General features: G+C 70.8%; 16 protein-coding genes. All 16 read right to left on the bottom strand.

Features of this window, described 5'->3' with window-relative positions; translation table 11 throughout:
* On the bottom strand, nt 1–222 hold a 222-nt coding region (locus VE326_12210; GenBank protein HYJ33972.1), incomplete at its 3' end, for a hypothetical protein.
* Nucleotides 223–389: 167 nt separating this feature from the next.
* A complete protein-coding gene (locus tag VE326_12205; GenBank protein HYJ33971.1) occupies nt 390–2,306 on the bottom strand; it encodes an O-antigen ligase family protein in 1,917 nt (638 codons plus the stop codon).
* Between the two features lie 221 nt (nt 2,307–2,527).
* Nucleotides 2,528–3,550, bottom strand: a complete 1,023-nt coding sequence (locus VE326_12200; GenBank protein ID HYJ33970.1) for a lysylphosphatidylglycerol synthase transmembrane domain-containing protein — start codon at nt 3,548–3,550, stop codon at nt 2,528–2,530.
* Entirely contained in the window at nt 3,547–4,530 is a 984-nt protein-coding gene (locus VE326_12195; GenBank protein HYJ33969.1) for a hypothetical protein, read from the bottom strand. The genes VE326_12200 and VE326_12195 overlap by 4 nt, the downstream gene beginning before the upstream one ends.
* On the bottom strand, nt 4,527–5,426 hold the full coding sequence (locus VE326_12190) for a DUF3108 domain-containing protein (protein ID HYJ33968.1): 900 nt from the start codon (nt 5,424–5,426) through the stop codon (nt 4,527–4,529). The genes VE326_12195 and VE326_12190 overlap by 4 nt, the downstream gene beginning before the upstream one ends.
* 57 nt (nt 5,427–5,483) lie before the next feature.
* Complete coding sequence (gene dut, locus VE326_12185; GenBank protein HYJ33967.1) at nt 5,484–5,948, bottom strand: dUTP diphosphatase; 465 nt, start codon at nt 5,946–5,948, stop codon at nt 5,484–5,486.
* A 26-nt stretch (nt 5,949–5,974) separates the two neighbouring features.
* On the bottom strand, nt 5,975–7,261 hold the full coding sequence (locus tag VE326_12180; GenBank protein HYJ33966.1) for a pitrilysin family protein: 1,287 nt from the start codon (nt 7,259–7,261) through the stop codon (nt 5,975–5,977).
* 109 nt (nt 7,262–7,370) lie between these two features.
* On the bottom strand, nt 7,371–9,566 hold the full coding sequence (gene pnp, locus VE326_12175) for a polyribonucleotide nucleotidyltransferase (GenBank protein ID HYJ33965.1): 2,196 nt from the start codon (nt 9,564–9,566) through the stop codon (nt 7,371–7,373).
* Nucleotides 9,567–9,741: 175 nt separating this feature from the next.
* A complete protein-coding gene (gene rpsO, locus VE326_12170) occupies nt 9,742–10,011 on the bottom strand; it encodes a 30S ribosomal protein S15 (protein ID HYJ33964.1) in 270 nt (89 codons plus the stop codon).
* An 80-nt stretch (nt 10,012–10,091) separates the two neighbouring features.
* Entirely contained in the window at nt 10,092–11,054 is a 963-nt protein-coding gene (ribF, locus tag VE326_12165) for a riboflavin biosynthesis protein RibF (protein ID HYJ33963.1), read from the bottom strand.
* Nucleotides 11,051–12,025 (bottom strand): tRNA pseudouridine(55) synthase TruB, encoded by a 975-nt coding sequence (truB, locus tag VE326_12160; protein ID HYJ33962.1) that lies wholly within the window; start codon nt 12,023–12,025, stop codon nt 11,051–11,053. Before truB ends, ribF begins: the two co-directional genes overlap by 4 nt.
* Nucleotides 11,997–12,983: a bifunctional oligoribonuclease/PAP phosphatase NrnA gene (locus VE326_12155; protein ID HYJ33961.1), complete on the bottom strand. Its 987-nt coding sequence runs from the start codon at nt 12,981–12,983 to the stop codon at nt 11,997–11,999. The genes truB and VE326_12155 overlap by 29 nt, the downstream gene beginning before the upstream one ends.
* A gap of 6 nt (nt 12,984–12,989) precedes the next feature.
* The gene (gene rbfA, locus VE326_12150; GenBank protein HYJ33960.1) at nt 12,990–13,361 is read right to left on the bottom strand and encodes a 30S ribosome-binding factor RbfA; all 372 of its coding nucleotides are present in this window, start codon (nt 13,359–13,361) and stop codon (nt 12,990–12,992) included.
* A gap of 66 nt (nt 13,362–13,427) precedes the next feature.
* Complete coding sequence (locus VE326_12145; GenBank protein ID HYJ33959.1) at nt 13,428–13,694, bottom strand: DUF503 domain-containing protein; 267 nt, start codon at nt 13,692–13,694, stop codon at nt 13,428–13,430.
* A 16-nt stretch (nt 13,695–13,710) separates the two neighbouring features.
* Nucleotides 13,711–15,882: a translation initiation factor IF-2 gene (gene infB / locus VE326_12140; GenBank protein HYJ33958.1), complete on the bottom strand. Its 2,172-nt coding sequence runs from the start codon at nt 15,880–15,882 to the stop codon at nt 13,711–13,713.
* 29 nt (nt 15,883–15,911) lie between these two features.
* The gene (gene nusA / locus VE326_12135) at nt 15,912–17,576 is read right to left on the bottom strand and encodes a transcription termination factor NusA (GenBank protein HYJ33957.1); all 1,665 of its coding nucleotides are present in this window, start codon (nt 17,574–17,576) and stop codon (nt 15,912–15,914) included.
* Nucleotides 17,577–17,578: the final 2 nt, after the last annotated feature.

Raw genomic sequence — 17,578 nt, 5'->3', positions numbered from 1 at the left:
GGTGTTGCTGATCATGTACGTGAACGTCTGCATGCTCCCCACGTTCACGACCCCGAAATCATGGCTCAACGGCGTGACGCTGATGACCGGCCCCGACACCGCCGCCGCGCGCGCCGCAACGCTGCCCGACAGAGACACCTGGGCAGCCGCCGCGAACCCGGGCGCGACCGCCAAGGTCACGAGACCGAGGAGAGCGACCAGTAGATAAGCTCGGTTGCGCATTGCTTGTCCTCCCTCAAACGAACCACAAGACTTGGACGCGGGTGCGAAATTTCAGTGTTTCCGACTGACCACAACCGAAACGGCCGGCTGCTCACCTCCTCTCGCTCTGTTTCTGATGGTTTCCTCGTTCCTCAAAACGTTCACGGCCGCGCGGCGCGCGGCTCGGTTCACCGGATGACTCTGGAAATCTCGGCCTGCATGGCGCGGGCGCGCTCCGAACCCGGGTCGCGCGCGAGCGCCTCCCCGATCCGGCGCGCCGCCTCGGCCCGGTCGCCGCGCTGAATCGCGAGCGCCGCCAGGTTGACCAGCGGGTCCACGAACGCGCGGCGTCCCTGGGACGCCGTCTCGAATTCGCGCGACGCGCCGGCGAGATCGCCGCTCCGGACCAGGGCCACGCCCAGGTCGTTCCGGATCTCGGCGTAATACGGGTTCTGCGCGAGCGCCGCCCGGAGCTCTCCGATGGCGGCGCGCCCCCCCTCCGCGCCGAACCGGTCCGGGTGCGCCAGGTACAGCCGCGCCAGCTCGTGACGCGTGACCGGATCGCTGCCGTTCGCCGCGATCGCGCTGCGGTAGAAGCGCTCGGCCTCGCCGAGGCGCTCGCTCTGGACGCCCCCGTTGGCTGCGGCCTCCGCCGCGTGCGCGGCGCCGATCGCGTATGCGTCGTTCCACGGCGCGAGCCGCTCCGCGCGCGAATAGTTCGCGAGCGCCGTCTCGGCCGCGCCGCCGGCCATGGCCTGTCCGCCGGCCTGAGCCGCCGAGGCGCCGAACGCGCTCAGAACGGCCAGGACCGCGGCCGCGAGCCCCGCGGCGAGACCCAGGACGCCGGGGACGCGAAGCCGGAGCGAACGCCGGGGGCCGGGCGCCGACGCCACGAGGAGCCCCGCGTTCGCCGCGAAGACCGCGCCGTGCGCGGCGAACGAGAGGTTGTCCTCGAGGAGGGCGTGGACGAGGAGCGCCGCGAGCGAAGCGAGAAGGCCGGCCGAGAGGAGACGGGCCTCGGCCGGCGCGCCCGTTCCGAGCGCCGCGAGTCCCCCGGCCAGAACCAGCCCCGAGAAGAGCAGGAAGGCGGCGAGACCCAGAGCGCCGCGCTCCGCGAGGGTTTCGAGATAGAAGCTGTGCGCCTGGTCGGCGGTGCGCCCGCCCTCGGCCTCCAGCCGCTTCAGGGTCGCGCTCTTGGAGCGGTCGTACCCTTCGCGGAAGGCCCCGGCGCCCCAGCCCAGCAGCGGACGGTGCGATGCGGCCGCGAGCGCGCCCGCCCAAACCGCGCGGCGCATCGCGCCGCTTCCCTCGCGCTCGGGATCGATCGGAAGGTTCCAGGCCGCCCCGGCAGGACGCGACGCGAGCCTTCCGGCGATGGACGGGAGCGCCATGAGGATCGGAATCACGAGCAGCGCCGCCGCGGCCGCCGCGAGCGCGGGCTCGGGACGGAGCGAGGGCCATCGGACGAGGAGCGCGGCCAGGACGACGAGCCCGGCGCCCAGGCCGAGCCAAGCGCCGCGCGAGTAGGTGTAGACGAGGGCGAGCGCCAGCACGAGAACCGCCGCGAAGAGGGCGACGCGCAGCACGCGATTGTAGCCGGGAACGGCGAAGGCGAGGGCGATGGCGAGAGGGATCGAGGCGATGAGGAAACCGCCGAAGCGGTTGGGCTGGCCAAAGGGGCCGAGGGCGCGGCCGGGATAGCTGCTCTCGGCCGGCACGAGATCCGGCCGGAAGTGCTGGGCGATGCCGAGGAGGGCGACCGGCACGGCGGCCAGGACCTCGATCAGCGCGACGGCGCGAATCCAGCGCGCGCCGCGCACCAGCAGCGCCGCCGCGAGGAACAAGCCCAGGATGCCGAGACCGTTGAGCATGGCTTCGAGACTCTTGCCCCGGTGCACTGATAGCGCGGCCGACAGGGCCGCGACCGCCACGATCGCGATGGCCGCCAGTGCGGCGCGCGAGCTGCGTCCCCCGGACGACAGGGCGCCCCTCGCGCCGGCGAACCCGACCGCCGCCAGCGCCGCGTAACCGGCAATGCGAAACGCGAGCAGCCCCCACGGCTGCTCGCCCGGCTGCACGGCGGCAACCCAGGGCGTGAAACTCAATGCCGCAACCAGGGTAGTAAATGCAACGAGATGGAAGCCATGCCCACCGACAATGGCATTCGTCCTCGGGTGGGACGACTCCATCCTCCCTCCATTGCGGTACTTGCCTACCCTAAGTGCCTTCTGAGCGCGGATTTATTGCAAGGCCCAGTATAGCAATGGTGCCACCCGGAGTCAACTAAAAAAGCTTTACAGTTACAGCGGGGTAGCGACTTAGGGCGTCAGTGTCGCCTATTTTTTCGGTCTGCCGGAGGCGGCGCTTCGGGGACGCCGTGCAAAACCTCTCCCCCCACGTGCTCCCGCACGGCATACCAGGTCCCGAGAAGGACCAGGGGGGCGAGCTGGGTGGCGTGATACAGGACTCCGTAGGCCAGCGCCTCCGGTCCTCGGACCCCCGTGAGGCCAAGGCCCACGACGCAGGCGCCTTCCATCACCCCGACGAAGCCGGGGGACGATGGAACCATGATCCCCACGCACACGATGAAGGCCAGGAGGCAGGGCGCCCAGAGCGGCAGCGCCATCCCAAGGGCTGCTCCGGTCATGAGGAAGACGGCCGCGGTCACGATCCACATCGCGGCCGTCAGGAGGCCGGCCCGGATCAGGATCGAAGGGCTGGCGAGGCTGCGCACCCCCTCCCCGAACGCGGGAATGGCCGCCGCGAGGGCGCGCCGGGGCTTCTCGGGAAGGCGGCGCAGGATGCCGTTCTCCGCGCCCAGCGCCCGCCAGCCGCCGAAGCGGTGCAGGGCCAGGAGCCCGGCGGCCGCGGCCACCGTGAGCCCCAGCGTGACGAATCCGCTCCACCGGAACCAGGCGGGCAGAGAAGCAACCCCCAGCGACAGCGACCAGAAAACACCCAGCGCCGCGAGGTCGAGCAGTCGCTCCACGGCGACAGAACCGAGGACGGTCGCCGTCGAGATCCGCTCCGACCGGGACAGGGCGTAGGCGCGGACCAGCTCTCCCAGACGGGCCGGAAGGGTGTTGATCGCCAGGAACCCGATCATCGTCGCGGAGAAAAGCCGCCGGAAGGAGGGGCGCGCGGTGGTGGAGAGGAGCTCTCCCCAGCGGACGGCCCGGACCACGTAGCTGGCCGTCGTCACCGCGCAGGCGCCCAGGAACCAGAGCGGATCGGCGGCCCGGAGGCGGCGCCAGGTGTCCGCCGCGTCGATGGAGCGGAGGAGGAGCGCCACCGCCGCGGCGCTCATCGCGAGCCCCAGGAGCGTCAGCCACGCCCGGGGCCGCGTCATCGCGCGTGGGGCGCGCGTCCCAGGTAGAGCGCGGCGAGGAGCGGGATCCAGAGCTCGTGCGGGCCCACGAACGCGAACCCCTTGCCGCCGGCGCGAAGCGGCCGCTCCAGCACGTTCTTCTCGGGGCGGTAGTGCCGGATCTGGTCGAAGGAGGCGGCGACGAAGCGCGCGGCGGGGTGGCCGAGGTTTCGGACGGTGGAGAGCGCCTTGAGAAACACCTCCGGCATGATCACCGCCGAGCCGAAGTTGAACACCACGCCGTCCTCGATCTCCCGGAGCGCCGCCGCGAAGATCGTGAAGTCGGCGTGCGTGGCCGCGCCGGTGGCGGCGGGGTCGAACGAGGGATGCTGGTGGATGGTGTCGGTGCCGAACGCCACGTGCACCGTCACGGGAAGGTCGCGCGCGACGGCCTGCCCGAGCAGGCTGAGCGAGGCGTGCGGCGCCTCGGCGTCGAGGATGAACTCCCCCAGCGACTCGCCCATCCCCAGCCCGCGCTTCAGCCCCTCCTTGACCGCCTGGTTCATGAGGATCGGCGTCTCCTCGACCAGCCCGAACTGCCCGGTCAGGAGCGTCTCCTCCACCGGCTCGGAGGTCGCGCCGAAGAAGGCGATCTCGAAGTCGTGGATGGCGGCCGCCCCGTTCATGGCGAGGGCGGTGAACGCCCCCGCCTCCATCAGGGAGAGGAGCGGGCGCTGCACGCCGGTCTTCACCACGTGCCCGCCGATCATGGCGACCGCGGGCCGCCCGGCGTTCCGCGCGAGCACCCAGTGCTCGAGCAGCTCGCGGAGCGCGCTCCCGGTCAGGAGGTCGGGCAGGAACTGGTCCAGGGAGGCGATCGGCGCGGCGGGATCGGGCGCCGGCGCGAACTGCTCCACGCGCACCTTGCTCGGGCGCTTGTCCACCGGCACGGTGCGCACGCCGCGAAGGTCGATCCGCTCGTGGCGCGAGCGCCCCGCCTTCGGATCCAGCGGGTTCCTCATCGCGTCCGCTCGAAGGAGAGCCGCATGTCGGTCAGGCTGACCGAGATCGAGCCGACCGGAACCTTGCTCTTCACGAGCACCGGGATCCGCCGCTCGTCGTCGGTGAGCCAGACGAAGATGCTTCCCTTGGACTGGAACACGCCTTCGGACTTGAGCACGGGCTCGACGAGAATGCAATCGAACTTCCCCGCCGGGACCTCGATCCGCTCCCGCTTCAGGACCTTCACTTCCATCGCGTACGACTTGCGGTTGTCGTGGGTCGGGATGGTGAAGGAGCTCCCGATCGGCAGCGGACGCGTGCGGACGTAGTAGAACGCCGACAGCACGTCGTGCACCTGCGCCGGCACGTCCACCGTGGGCCCGCCGGCGTAGACCGCCTTCTTCTGCTCCTGCTCGAAGCGCACGTCGAGGTCCTGCTTGAACCCGCCTTCGCGCAGGTGCTTCACGAAGCGGCGCGAGATCAGGGTCTCGGCGTCGATGAACGACTCGGCGCGATCGCGCACCTTGTAGAAGCGCGACACGAACGAGTTGGATTCCGCCTTGGTGACGATGCGGTAGACGCGGTGGCCGTCGATGGTGTGGAGGTTCTGGACCTGCATCAGGCTGGAGCCGCCGTTCAGGCCGTTCCAGTCGATCGAGAACTGGAAGTACTCGCCGATCCGCCAGGGCACGCGCGCGAAGCGCTTCCGCTCTTCGGCCGTGACGTAGGGGCCGAAGCCGGAGGTGTCGGCGGAGGCGCCGCCGTCTCCCAGGGAGTCCGCCGCGAGGGCCGACGCGACCGCGCCGGGCGCATCCGTCTGCGCGCGGACGGCCGCGACGAGGCCGCCCAGAGCGCCGGCGCAGGCGAGGGCGGTCAGGATCGCGATCGGAAGGGACCGTCCGTATGGGGTGGGCATCGTACCGTTAGGAACCCGCGGTTCCCGGGGCCCGTTCCCGCCCGGGCTCGGCGCGCCTCAACGGCCGGTGTGGCCGAAGCCGCCCGCGCCCCGCGCCGTCTCCGTGAGCGATTCCGCGATTTCCAGGCGGGCCCGCGCGACCGGTGCCAGGACCAGCTGCGCGACCCGGTCGCCCCGGCGCACCACGTACGGCTCCGTGCCCCAGTTCACGAGGAGGACCGTCACCTCGCCGCGGTAGTCGGCGTCGATGGTGCCGGGGGCGTTGGGCACCCCCACGGCGTGCCGCAGCGCCAGGCCGCTCCGGCCCCGCACCTGCCCCTCGTAGCCGGGTGGGATCTCGATCCGGATGCCGGTCGGGACCGGCGCCACGCGGCCGGGGGCGAGGGTCAGCTCCCCCTCGATCGCGGCGCGCAGGTCCATCCCCGCGGCGTGCTCGGTTTCGTAGGCGGGCGCGCCCGCGGCGTGTGGGAGCAGCGTGACGCGCACGCCGATCTCGCCCGCCGCCGCTCCGCTCCGCTCCATCGCTTGGGATTCCCGCGCTTCGGCCGTCATGCGACCTCCCGGTGGTTCAGGTCCGCTTCGGAGAACGCTCCGTTCTGATCCGCGCCCAGGGCGACCAGGGAGAGCCGGTCGCGGTCCAGCACGCGCACGGCCATCTCGCGCACCTCCTCCGCGGTGATCCGGTCGATGGTGCGCACCAGCTCGTCGACCGGGAGGAAGCGCCCGCTGTACAGGATGGAGCGCGCGATCCGGTGCATCCGGTTCGAGGTGCTCTCCAGACCGAGGAGGAGGCTCCCCTTGAGCTGCTCCTTGGCCGACGCGAGCTCCTCGGGGGTGATCCCGGACTCGATGATCCGGTCGAATTCCTCGAGCGTGACGCGCACCGCTTTCCGCCCCTGCGAGGGGTGCACGCTCATCGCGGCGCAGAAGATCCCGGCGTCCTCGTAGGAATCGGAGTAGGTGTAGACGGAGTAGGCGAGCCCCTCCTGCTCCCGCACGCGCTGGAAGAGCCGCGACGACATGCCGCCCCCCAGCACCGTCGAGAGCAGGACGAGCGCGTAGCGGTCGGGATCTTCCTGGCGCAGTCCCGGGGCGCCGATGCACAGGTACTGCTGCGCCAGGTCGCGGACGTGATGCACGACCTCGCGCCCCGCGCCGTTCGCCGCGCGCGGCGGCGCCGGGGGCGCGCCCGCCGGGGCCGGGGCGAAATGCCGCTCCACCAGGTCCACGACGCGCGGCCAGTCGAAGCGCCCCGCGATCGCCACGATCATGTTCCCCGCCGTGTAGTGGCGGCCGTGGTAGGCGGCCACCTCCTCGGGGGTGAACGCGGTCACCGAGGCCTCGCTCCCGAGGATCCGGTTCCCCAGGGGATGCCCGTTCCAGACGACGTCCGCGAAGAGGTCGTGCACGCAGTCGTCGGGGGTGTCGTCGTAGTTGTGGATCTCCTCGGCCACGACCTGCTTTTCCTTGGCGACGTCGGCCGGGTCGAGGCGCGGGGAGAGGGAGAGGTCGGCGAGCACGTCCACGGCGAGGTCCAGGTGGTCCTCGAGCGCCCGCGCGTAGAAGCAGGTCGACTCGCGTCCCGTGAACGCGTCGAGGTGGCCCCCCACCGATTCGAGGGAGAGCGCGATCTGGTAGGCGTCGCGGGTTCGCGAGCCCTTGAAGACCATGTGCTCCAGGAAGTGGGACATGCCGCTCGTCGCGGCGTCCTCGTGGCGGGCACCCACCTTCATCCAGACGCCGATGGCGAGCGAGCGGACGGAGTCCATCTCCTCGCCGATCACGGTGAGGCCGGAGGGTAAGAGCGTTCGATGGAAGCGTCCCGTGTCGCTCATGGCGTTCCGCTCCTCGAGCGCCCGCTTCGGGGGGCGCGCTTGCTGTAAACGGCGACGGAGGCCGAAGCCTCCGTCCGCCGCCTGCTTTCGAATCGGTTCGGGTACCGCGTCAACGCCGCGACGGCTCCGGCCGCCGCCCGCGAGGACCGCGGTCGCCGCCTCGCCCGCCGCCGCCGCCCCGGCGGCTGTCGCCGCCGCGGTCGGACGCGCCGTCCTCTTCGGACGGCACGTAGCCCGGAAGGGCCTGCTTGCGGCTCAGCTTGATCTTCCCCTCGCGGTCGATGCCGATCACCTTGACGAGGACGGTGTCCCCCTCGTTGATGACGTCTTCGACCCGCTCGACCCGCTTCGGCTCGAGCTCGGAGATGTGCACCAGCCCGTCCTTGCCGGGCGAGATCTCGACGAAGGCGCCGAACGGCACCACCCGCCGCACGATCCCCTGGTAGACGCGGCCGATCTCCGGATCCTCGGTGATGCCGCGGATGATCTCCCGCGCGCGGTCGCCGTCGGCGCCGCTGAAGGCGGCGATGCGGACCTCACCGGTGTCCTCGATGTCGATCTGCGTGCCGGTCTCGGCGCTGATCTTCTTGATCATCTTGCCGCCCGGTCCGATGACCTCGCGGATCTTGTCGGGGTCGATCATCATGATGTAGATGCGCGGCGCGTACGGCGAGAGCTCGGAGCGCGGCGCCGCGATCGCGGCGTCCATCTTGCCGAGCACGAACATCCTCGCCTTCTTGGCCCGCTCGAGCGCCTCGGCCATGAGCGCGTAGGAGACGCCGGCGATCTTGATGTCCATCTGGAGCGCCGTGATGCCGTCCTTGGTGCCCGCGACCTTGAAGTCCATGTCGCCCAGGTGGTCTTCCACCCCCTGGATGTCGGTCAGGATGGCGAATTCGTTCTCTTCCTTGACCAGCCCCATCGCCACGCCCGCGACGTGCGACTTGATCGGCACGCCCGCGTCCATCAGGGAGAGGCTCCCGCCGCAGATCGTCGCCATGGACGAGCTGCCGTTCGACTCGAGGATGTCGGAGACGATGCGGATGGTGTAGGGGAAGTCCACGTCGCTCGGGATCAGGGGCTCGAGGGCGCGCTCGGCGAGCGCGCCGTGGCCGATCTCCCGGCGGCCGGGGCCGCGGAAGGGACGGACCTCGCCGACGCTGTAGGGCGGGAAATTGTAGTGGAGCATGAAGCTCTTCCACGACTGCCCTTCCAGCTCCTCGACCCGCTGCTCGTCCACCTTGGTGCCCAGGGTGGCGACCACGAGCGCCTGGGTCTGGCCGCGCGTGAACAGCGACGAGCCGTGCGTGCGCGGGAGCGGGCTCACCTCGCAGGCGATGGCGCGGATGTCGTCGAAGCCGCGGCCGTCGGGACGCTTGTGCTCCTTCACGATCATATGGCGGACGTCGTGCTCCTCCAGCTCGTTCAGCACCTGGCGCACCAGCTTGCCGGAGCCGGGGTTCGACGCCTCGTACTTGGCGACCGCCTCGTCGCGGAGCTTGTCGAGGGCGTCCTGCCGCGCGTGCTTCTCCGCGGTGCGGTTCGCCTGGCGGGCCCGGTCGCCGTACTCGGAGGCGATCTGCTTGGCCAGCGTCTCGTCGCGCTGCGGGAGCGGGAAGGTGCGCTTGGGCTTGCCGACCCGCTCGCGCAGGTCGTGCTGCATGCGGTTCAGCTTCCGGATCGCCTCGTGCGCGAACTCCAGCGCCTCGACGATCTGGCTCTCCTGCACCTCGCGGGCGCCCGCCTCCACCATCACGATGTTGGAGTCGGTGGCCGCGACCACCAGGTCGAGCGTGGACTCGTCCAGCTCGGCGAAGGTGGGGTTCAGGACCATGTTCCCCTCGACCAGCCCCACGCGCACCGCGGAGACCGGCTCGGGGAAGGGAATGTCGGAGACCATGAGCGCGGCCGAAGCGCCGGTGACGCCGAGGATGTCGGAGTCGTTCAGCTGGTCCGAGGAGAGGACCGTGCACATGATCTGGATCTCGTTGCGGTAGCCGTCCGGAAAGAGCGGACGGAGCGGGCGGTCGATGAGCCGGCTGGAGAGGATCTCCTTCTCCGTCGGCCTCCCTTCCCGCTTGAAGAAGCCGCCCGGGATGCGCCCCGCGGCGTAGGTCTTCTCCCGGTACTCCACGCTGAGCGGGAAGAAGTCCTTCTCGATCGGATCCTTGCTGGCGACCGCGGCGCACAGCACCACGGTCTCGCCGTACTGGACCCACGTGGAACCCGAAGCCTGCTTGGCCACCTTCCCGACCTCGATGCGGTACGTGCGGCCGCCAAGCTCAAGGCTTACTGATTCGGGCATTCTCATCTCCTTTTGTAGCGACTGGCTCGAAGGACACGACGCCGCCGGCGAACCATGGGCCGAATACGGCGCCCCCTCGAGGGCTCAAGCCTTCGAGGGCTCGTAAGGGTGTCTTCGGGAGGAACTGCGCGGCGGGGTCCCCTGCGGCCCGTACAGGACGGACGCGGGGAGGAGCCTACTTGCGGAGGCCCAGCTCCTTGACCACTGCCCGGTAGCGCTCGACTTTCGTCGCCTTCAGATAGTCGAGTAGCCGTCGCCTTTGACCCACCATTCGGAGCAGTCCGCGGCGACTGTGATGGTCGCGCTTGTGGACCTTGAAGTGCTCCGTCAGGTACTTGATTCGTTCGGTGAGAAGCGCGATCTGGACTTCGGCCGACCCGGAGTCGGCCTCGTGGGTCTTGAACTGTCCGATCACTTCGCGCTTCCGTTCAGGCGATAACGGCACCGGTGCCACCTCCTTGACTTTCCCTCTCTCTCTGGAGCGGGAATGTATCACAGAGCGTTCACGTTGCAAGCATTTCCGTGCTAGCCGCGGGTCGTCGCGCCGCGGGCGCTTCCCCACCAGGCCCTGGCCTCGGCCAAGTCCTTGTCCATCGCCTCGATGAGCGCCTTCGGCGAGTCGAACACCTTATCGGCGCGGAGCCGCCGGATCAATAGCGTCCGAAGCCCTTTCCCCCTCAGACTCCCGGTGAAGTCGAGCAGATGCACCTCCACCCGGACCGGGCCGGGGCCGAACGTGCCGGCGCTCCCGACGTAGGTGATGCCGGGCTGGATCCGCCCCTCCAGCTCGTTTTCCGACAGGTAGATGCCGCTGGCCGGAAGGAGCTTCTGGGGGGACACCTCGAGGTTCGCCGTCGGGTACCCCAGGCCGGTGCCCCGGCCGGCGCCGCTCCCCACGGTCCCTTCCAGGGCGTAGGGCCGGCCCAGGATGGCGGCCGCCTCCTCCAGGAGCCCCGTCTCGATCTCCCGGCGAAGGAGCGTGCTCGAGAGCTTGGCGCCGTTGCCCATGAGAAACGGAGCCTCCCGCACGCTGAAGCCGCGCCGCTTCCCCAGCTCCTCGAGGTAGGCGCGGTCCCCCACGCGGTTCTTCCCCATCCGGAAGTCGGGCCCGACGACCAGCACCCGAAGCGGCGCGCCGGGGCCCAGGATCCGGTCGAGGAACCCCTCGGGGAGAAGCTCCTGGACGGCGTGATCGAAGCGGATCACCTCGACCCGGTCCACGCCGAGGGCATGGAGCAGCGCTTTCCGCTCCTCGGGAGGGGTGATCCACGGGCGGGGCTCGACGCCGCGCACGACCGTGTCGGGGTGCGGGTCGAACGTGGCCACCCACGCCGCGCCGGCCATCTCGCGGGCCGCGGCCACCGTGGCCTCGATCACCCGGCGGTGCCCCCGATGGAGCCCGTCGAAGACGCCGATCGTGAGCGCGATCGGCCGCCCGGCGACCGGCACCGGGACCGGGGCGCCCTCGGAGGGGGCCGCGGCGGTCATCGCGCCTCCCCGGCCGCGGGGGTCCGCTCGGGCGCCGCGCTCATCACGCGCAGGAGCGCCATCGGCTCGCCCGGGCGCTGGGACTCCATCGGCCGCGCGAGCGCGAGCAGCGTCCCGTCGCCGTCGAGGAGCGCCACCGGCCATCCCGCTTCTCCGGGCGGCAGCGGGTCGTCCTGGGGCGCCGTTTCGAGCCGCGCGGGATCGGAAGCCGGCGCCGCGCCGTAGCGGAGCCGGTCCGCCTCGTTCCGATCCAGCCGCACCCGCGGCAGGAAGGAGAGGGCCCGCTCCGGAGCGAGCGCGCGCTCGCGGAAGCGCTCGGCGCCGAGCCCCGCCTCCCGCGAGGGGGAGAGCGCGTCCTCGACGCGGAAGGGGCCGATCGCCGTCCGCCGGAGCGCCGTCAGGTGGGCGCCGCATCCCAGCGCCTGCCCCAGGTCGTGCGCCAGCGTGCGCACGTACGTGCCGCGGCTGACCGTGACCTCGAAAGCGATCTCGGGGTGCTGCGCCCCGTCGGAAAGCGCGAGCGCGTAGACGTGCGCCGGCCGCGGCTTCCGCTCGGGGTCGCCGCCTCGCCGCGCCACGCGGTAGGAGCGCTCCCCGCCCACCTTCACCGCGGAGTAGGCGGGCGGGCACTGCATGATCGGTCCCCGGAAGGCGGCGAGCGCCGCTTCGACCTGATCGCGTCCCGGGATCGACTCCGGCCGCGCTTCGGCCACCGCGCGGCCGGTGCGGTCCTGCGTGTCGGTCACGACGCCCAGGAGCGCCCGCGCGACGTAGCGCTTCGGGAGGAGTCCGATGCAGGAGAGGAGCGGCGTGGTGCGCCCCTCGCCCAGGACGAGGAGGCCGCTCGCGAAGGGATCGAGGGTTCCGGCGTGGCCGATCCGGCGCTCGCCCAGGATGCCGCGCAGGCGGGCGACCACGTCGTGCGACGTCCAGCCCTCCGGCTTATCCACGAGGTGCAGGAGGTCCGCCATGTACCGCCTGTTCGAGGGCTTGGAGCACCGACTCGCGCACCACGGAGAGCTCGCCCCGGAGCCGGGCGCCCGCGGCGTTCCGGTGGCCGCCGCCGCCGAAGCGGCCGGCGATGTCGTTCACGTCCACGCTGCCGTCGGAGCGGAAGGAGATCCGGACCTCGCCCGGCGCGGTCTCCTGGATCAGCACGCCGATCAAGGCGCCGTTCACCGACTGCGCGTACTGGACGATCCCGTCGGCGTCCTCGGGGGCGGCCTTCGCCTCGTCGAACATGGCGCGGGAGATCGTGAGCACGCTCACCTTGCCCGAGGCCCGCGATTCCAGCGAGGCGAGCGCCAGCCCCAGCACGCGAAGGCTGGCCGGCGACTTCCGGCCGAACAGGGAGCGCGCCGTGCGCGAGGGATCGGCGCCGCGCTCGACCAGGCGGGCCGCCAGGCGCAGCACGTGCGGCGTGGTGTTCTGGAACCGGAACGCTCCGGTGTCCGACGCGATGCCCGCGTAGAGGCAGGCCGCCGCCTCGGGCCCAATCGGAAGCTCGCTGGCCTGGAGGATCTCGACGATCAGCTCGGCGGTGGCGCTCGCGCTCACGTTCACCAGGCGCGGATCGCCGAACCCGTCGGTGCCGGCGTGGTGGTCCACGCAGGCGATGGCGGCGCCCGGCGCGATCGCGGCGATGCCCGTGCGGCCGACGCGGTCCAGCGACGAGCAGTCGAGGACGAAGACGGCGCGGAAGGGCTCGGGAAGCTCGGAGGCGAGGCGGATCTCCTCCCATCCGGGCAGGAAGCGCAGGCTGGCCGGGAGCGGCGAATCGTTCGCCACGGTGACGCGCTTCCCGATGGGCCGGAGCGCCCACGCCAGTCCGAGCGACGAGCCCACGGCGTCGCCGTCGGGGTCGATGTGGGAAAGGATCAGGAAATCGTCGTGCGCGTCCACGAACGCGCGAAAGGCGGCATGGGGCACGCGGCGTTACTCCTTGGTCTCGTCCTGGTCCTTGATTTCGCGGAGCAGCTCCTCGATCCGCGCGCCCGCTTCGATCGTGCGGTCCACCTCGAAGCGCAGCGTGGGCACGATCCGCAGCCCCAGCCGCGGCGCGAGCAGCGTGCGGAAGAAGGGCGCCGCGTGCTCCAGCGCCGCGAGCGCGGCCGCCTCCTCGTCGGGCGTCATCCGCCCGCTCACCCAGACCCGCGCCGAGGCGAGGTCGCGGGAGACGCGGGCCGCGGTCACGGTCAGCGAGCGCAGCCGCGGATCCTCCGTCTCCTTCGACAGGATCTCGGCCAGTTCGACCTGGATGCGCTCGGCGACGCGGCGCGTGCGCGGACTCTCGGAGCGTGCGGGCACATTATCTCCTCTGGGTCTCGGAACCGGCGACCCCTGCGGGCCGCGCGATCCCGGGAGCCCGGGACGTCAGATGATCCGGATCTGGAAGTCGAGAACTTGAAGCCGGTCCTCGCGCTCGACGGCGCGGAGGATGTCCCGCAGCACGTTGTCGAGAGCGCCGGGCGCGCTCCCCACGATGGCGACCCCCAGGGTCGCCCGCTGCCAGAGATCCTGGTGCTCCACCTCGGCGACGGACGCGTTGAAACCCGAGCGCACCCGCTCCTTCACCCGGTTCAGCACGGAGCGCTTGGCCTTCAGGGAATCGGAGGCGGGCAGGTGGAGCTCGAGCCGCATCGTCCCGACCACCATGTCACGCCAGCTTGCGCGCGACTTCCTCGAGCACGTACGCCTCGATGACGTCCCCTTCGCGGATGTCGTCGCGGTCCTCGAGCCCGATGCCGCACTCGTAGCCGCTCGCCACCTCGCGGACGTCGTCCTTGAACCGCTTCAGGGAGCCGATCTTCCCGTCGTACACGGCCTCGCCTCCGCGCAGGAGCCGGGCGCGCGCGTTGCGGGTGATCGTCCCCGAGAGCACCATGCAGCCGGCGATGGCGCCCGACTTCGTGGTGCGGAAGACCTTCCGGACCTCGGCCGACCCCGCGATCGACTCGCGGATCTCCGGGCGCAGGAGGCCCGACATGGCGTCCTTCACGTTCTCCACCGCCTCGTAGATGATCTCGTAGAGGCGGATGTCCACCTTCTCCTTCGACGCCAGCTCGGCGGCGCGCGGATCGGGGCGCACGTGGAAGCCGATGACGATCGCGTTCGACGCCGCGGCCAGCAGCACGTCCGACTCGGTGATCTGTCCCACGGCCCGGTGGATCACGCGGAGCTTCACCTCTTCGGTCGAGAGCTTCTGGAGCGAGTCCTGGAGCGCCTCGACCGAGCCGTCCACGTCGCCCTTCAGCACGACGAGCAGCTCGCCCATGCCGCGCTGCATCTGGCTGTACAGGTCGGTCAGCGTCACGTGCTTGTGGAGGCGGAACTCCTGCTCGCGGAGGAGCTGCCCCCGCTTGGAGGCGAGCTCGCGCGCCTCCCGCTCGTCGTCGACCGCCGCGAACGTGTCGCCCGCCTGCGGCGCCGTCGAGAACCCCAGCACCTCGGCCGGCGTGCTCGGGCCCGCCTGGGCGATCCGCTGCCCGCGCTCGTTCAGGAGGGCGCGCACCTTGCCGCTGGTGGCCCCCGCGACGAACGCGTCGCCGACGCGGAGGGTTCCCTTCTGCACGAGCACCGTCGCGACGATCCCGCGTCCCTGCTCCACGCGCGACTCCACGACCACGCCGCGGGCGTGCTTGGTGGGGTCGGCCTTCAGCTCGAGGACCTCGGCCTGCAGCAGGATCATCTCGAGCAGCTTCTCGACGTTGGTCCCCTTCTTGGCGGAGATCGGAACGGCGATGGTCTTGCCGCCCCATTCCTCGACCAGGAGGTTCTGCTGCGCCAGGTCCTGGCGCACCTTCTCGACGTTGGCGTCGGGAAGGTCGATCTTGTTGATCGCGACGATGATCGGAACCTGCGCGGCGCGGGCGTGGTCGATCGCCTCGATGGTCTGCGGCATGACCTGGTCGTCCGCCGCCACGACCAGCACCACGATGTCGGTGACCTGGGCGCCGCGGGCGCGCATCGCCGTGAACGCCTCGTGGCCCGGCGTGTCGAGGAAGGTGATCCGCTGGCCGGCGGGCAGCGACACCTCGTAGGCGCCGATGTGCTGCGTGATCCCGCCGGCTTCGCCGGCGATGACGTTCGCCTTCCGGATGTGGTCGAGGAGCGACGTCTTGCCGTGGTCCACGTGGCCCATGATCGTGACGACCGGGGCGCGCGGGACGAGGTGCTCTTCCTCGGCCGTTTCGACCACGGTCTCCTCGCCCAGCTCGTCCACGAACTCGACGCCGTAGTCGAACTCGTCGGCGACCGCCTGGATCGAGTCCTTGTCGAGGCGGCGATTGATGTTCGCCATGATGCCGAGGCGCATGCACGCGGCGATCACCTCCTGCGGCTTCACCTCGAGCTGGGCGGCCAGCTCGGCCACGGAGATGAACTCGCTCACGCGGATGACCCGCGGCTCTTCCTCGACGCCGATCGCGGCGTCCTCCTTGTCGTCGCGGCGGTGATGGCGGCGCTTGGAGCCGTCCATCTCGGCGAGCGTGCGCCGCACGGAGGCGCGGACCAGCTTCTCGTCGACGATCCGCTTCTTCTTCTTGACGCCCTTGCCGCCCTTCAGGAGCCCCGCGCCCGCGGGCGCGGTGCGGCGCTGCGCCTCGGCTGCGGCCTTGGCCGCCTGGACGGCCTTCTCCTTGCGGCGCGCCTCTTCCTCCTTCACGGCCTCCTTCTCGCGGGCGATCTTGAGCCGCACCTGATCCACGACGTTGTCGTCGATCGAGCTCATGTGGCTCTTCACGTCCACCGACATGGACTTGAGGATGGAGACGAGCGCTTCGCTCGACATCCCCATGTCCTTGGCCGCTTCGTACACCCGCCGCTTCACGCCTGCCATACGTCTCCTCGTTCTCGCCCCTACGCCCGGGGCGGGGGTCCTTCCGATTCCGCGCCCGTGGCGCGTTCCTCGCGCGTCTCGTCCTGGTCCTCATCCGACGCGCCGGCCGTCGGTCCGGCCTCGGTCGCGTCGGCATCCTCGGGGACGAGGTGGTCCTCCTCCCCTTCGTCGATCGTCAGCGCGTCGACGTCGCCGGCCTGGACCGCTTCGTCCTCGCCGATCGAGTCGTCCCCGCGCATCTGCTCGTCCACTTCGGTTTCCATCGAGGCCTCGCGGACCGTCTCGGCTTCCGCCTCTTCCAGCCGGTCGGACGCCTCCATCGCCTGGAGCTTGGCCATGGCGGCGGCTTCCTCGGCCTTCTGCCGCTCCGCCTCGTCGGCGGCGCGCGCGGCCTCGGCCTCGAGCTCCTCGCCCCGGCGCGCCAGGAGATCGCGCGCCTCCTCGAGCAGCTTCTCCGCCGTCTTCTCGCCCACGCCCTGGATGGCGAGCAGCTCCTCCAGCGGGGTCTTCAGGAGGTCCTGCACCGTCTCGATCCCCTCGCGCAGGAGCTTCTCCCGCAGCTTCGGCCCGGCCGCCTCGAACTCCTCGATGTCGACGCGCGAGCGCCGCTCGTATTCCTTCTGCCGCTCCCGCTCGCTCTTGGAGATGAGGTCGATCTTCCATCCCGTGAGCTTGGCCGCGAGGCGCGCGTTCTGGCCCCCCTTCCCGATCGCCAGCGAGAGCTGATCGTCGGCCACGGTGACCAGGATCTTCTGCTCCATCTCGACCACATGCGCTTCCAGCACCTTGGCCGGGGAGAGCGCGCGCGTCACGAACACGATCGGGTCCACGCTCCAGGGGACGATGTCGATCTTCTCGCCCCCCAGCTCGCGCACGATCGCCTGCACGCGGGATCCCTTGATCCCGACGCAGGCGCCGACCGCGTCGATCTTGTCGTCGTTCGAGACCACGGAGACCTTGGCGCGGGAGCCGGGCTCCCGGGCGATCCCCTTGATCTCGATGATCTTCTCCGCGACCTCCGGCACCTCGGACTCGAACAGGCGGCGCAGGAACTCGGGGTGGGTCCGCGACAGGATGACCTGCGGCCCGCGCGCCAGCTTGTCCACCGCGATGATGTACGCCTTGATGTGATCGCCCTGGTGGAAGCGGTCGCGCGCGATCTGCTCGCGCGGCGGCAGGATCGCCTCCGACCGGTCGAGCTTCACGTAGATGTTGCCGCGGTCCACCTGCTGCACCGTGCCGCGCACCATCTCGCCCACCCGGTCGTGGAAGTCCTCGTAGATCCGCTCCCGCTCGGCCTCGCGCACGCGCTGCACCAGCACCTGCTTGGCGGTGGCGATGGCGTTCCGGCCGAGATCCTCCAGCGAGAGCTCCTGGACCAGCACCTGGCCGATCTTCGCGTCGGGGTCCTGCGACAGCGCCTCGGCCAGGTCCACCTCGCGGCCGAGGTCGTCGGCGTCCTCGACGACGGTGCGCCGCAGCGCCATCACGATCTTCCCGCTCTGCTCGTCGAACTTCACGTCGACGTCGGCCTCGGGGCCGAACCGCTTCTTGCCGGCCTGGAGGAGCCCCGCCACGAGCGTCTCGATGAGGATGGACTTGTCGACGCTCTTTTCGCGCGCGATCTGAGCCATCGCATCCATCAGCTCGTAGTTCATGTTCTTCACTTGAGGCTCGCGAGCCACGA

The sequence above is a fragment of the Candidatus Binatia bacterium genome, assembly GCA_035631035.1.
Lineage (GTDB): Bacteria > Eisenbacteria > RBG-16-71-46 > SZUA-252 > SZUA-252 > DASQJL01.
This window is presented reverse-complemented; position numbering and strand designations above follow the sequence as displayed.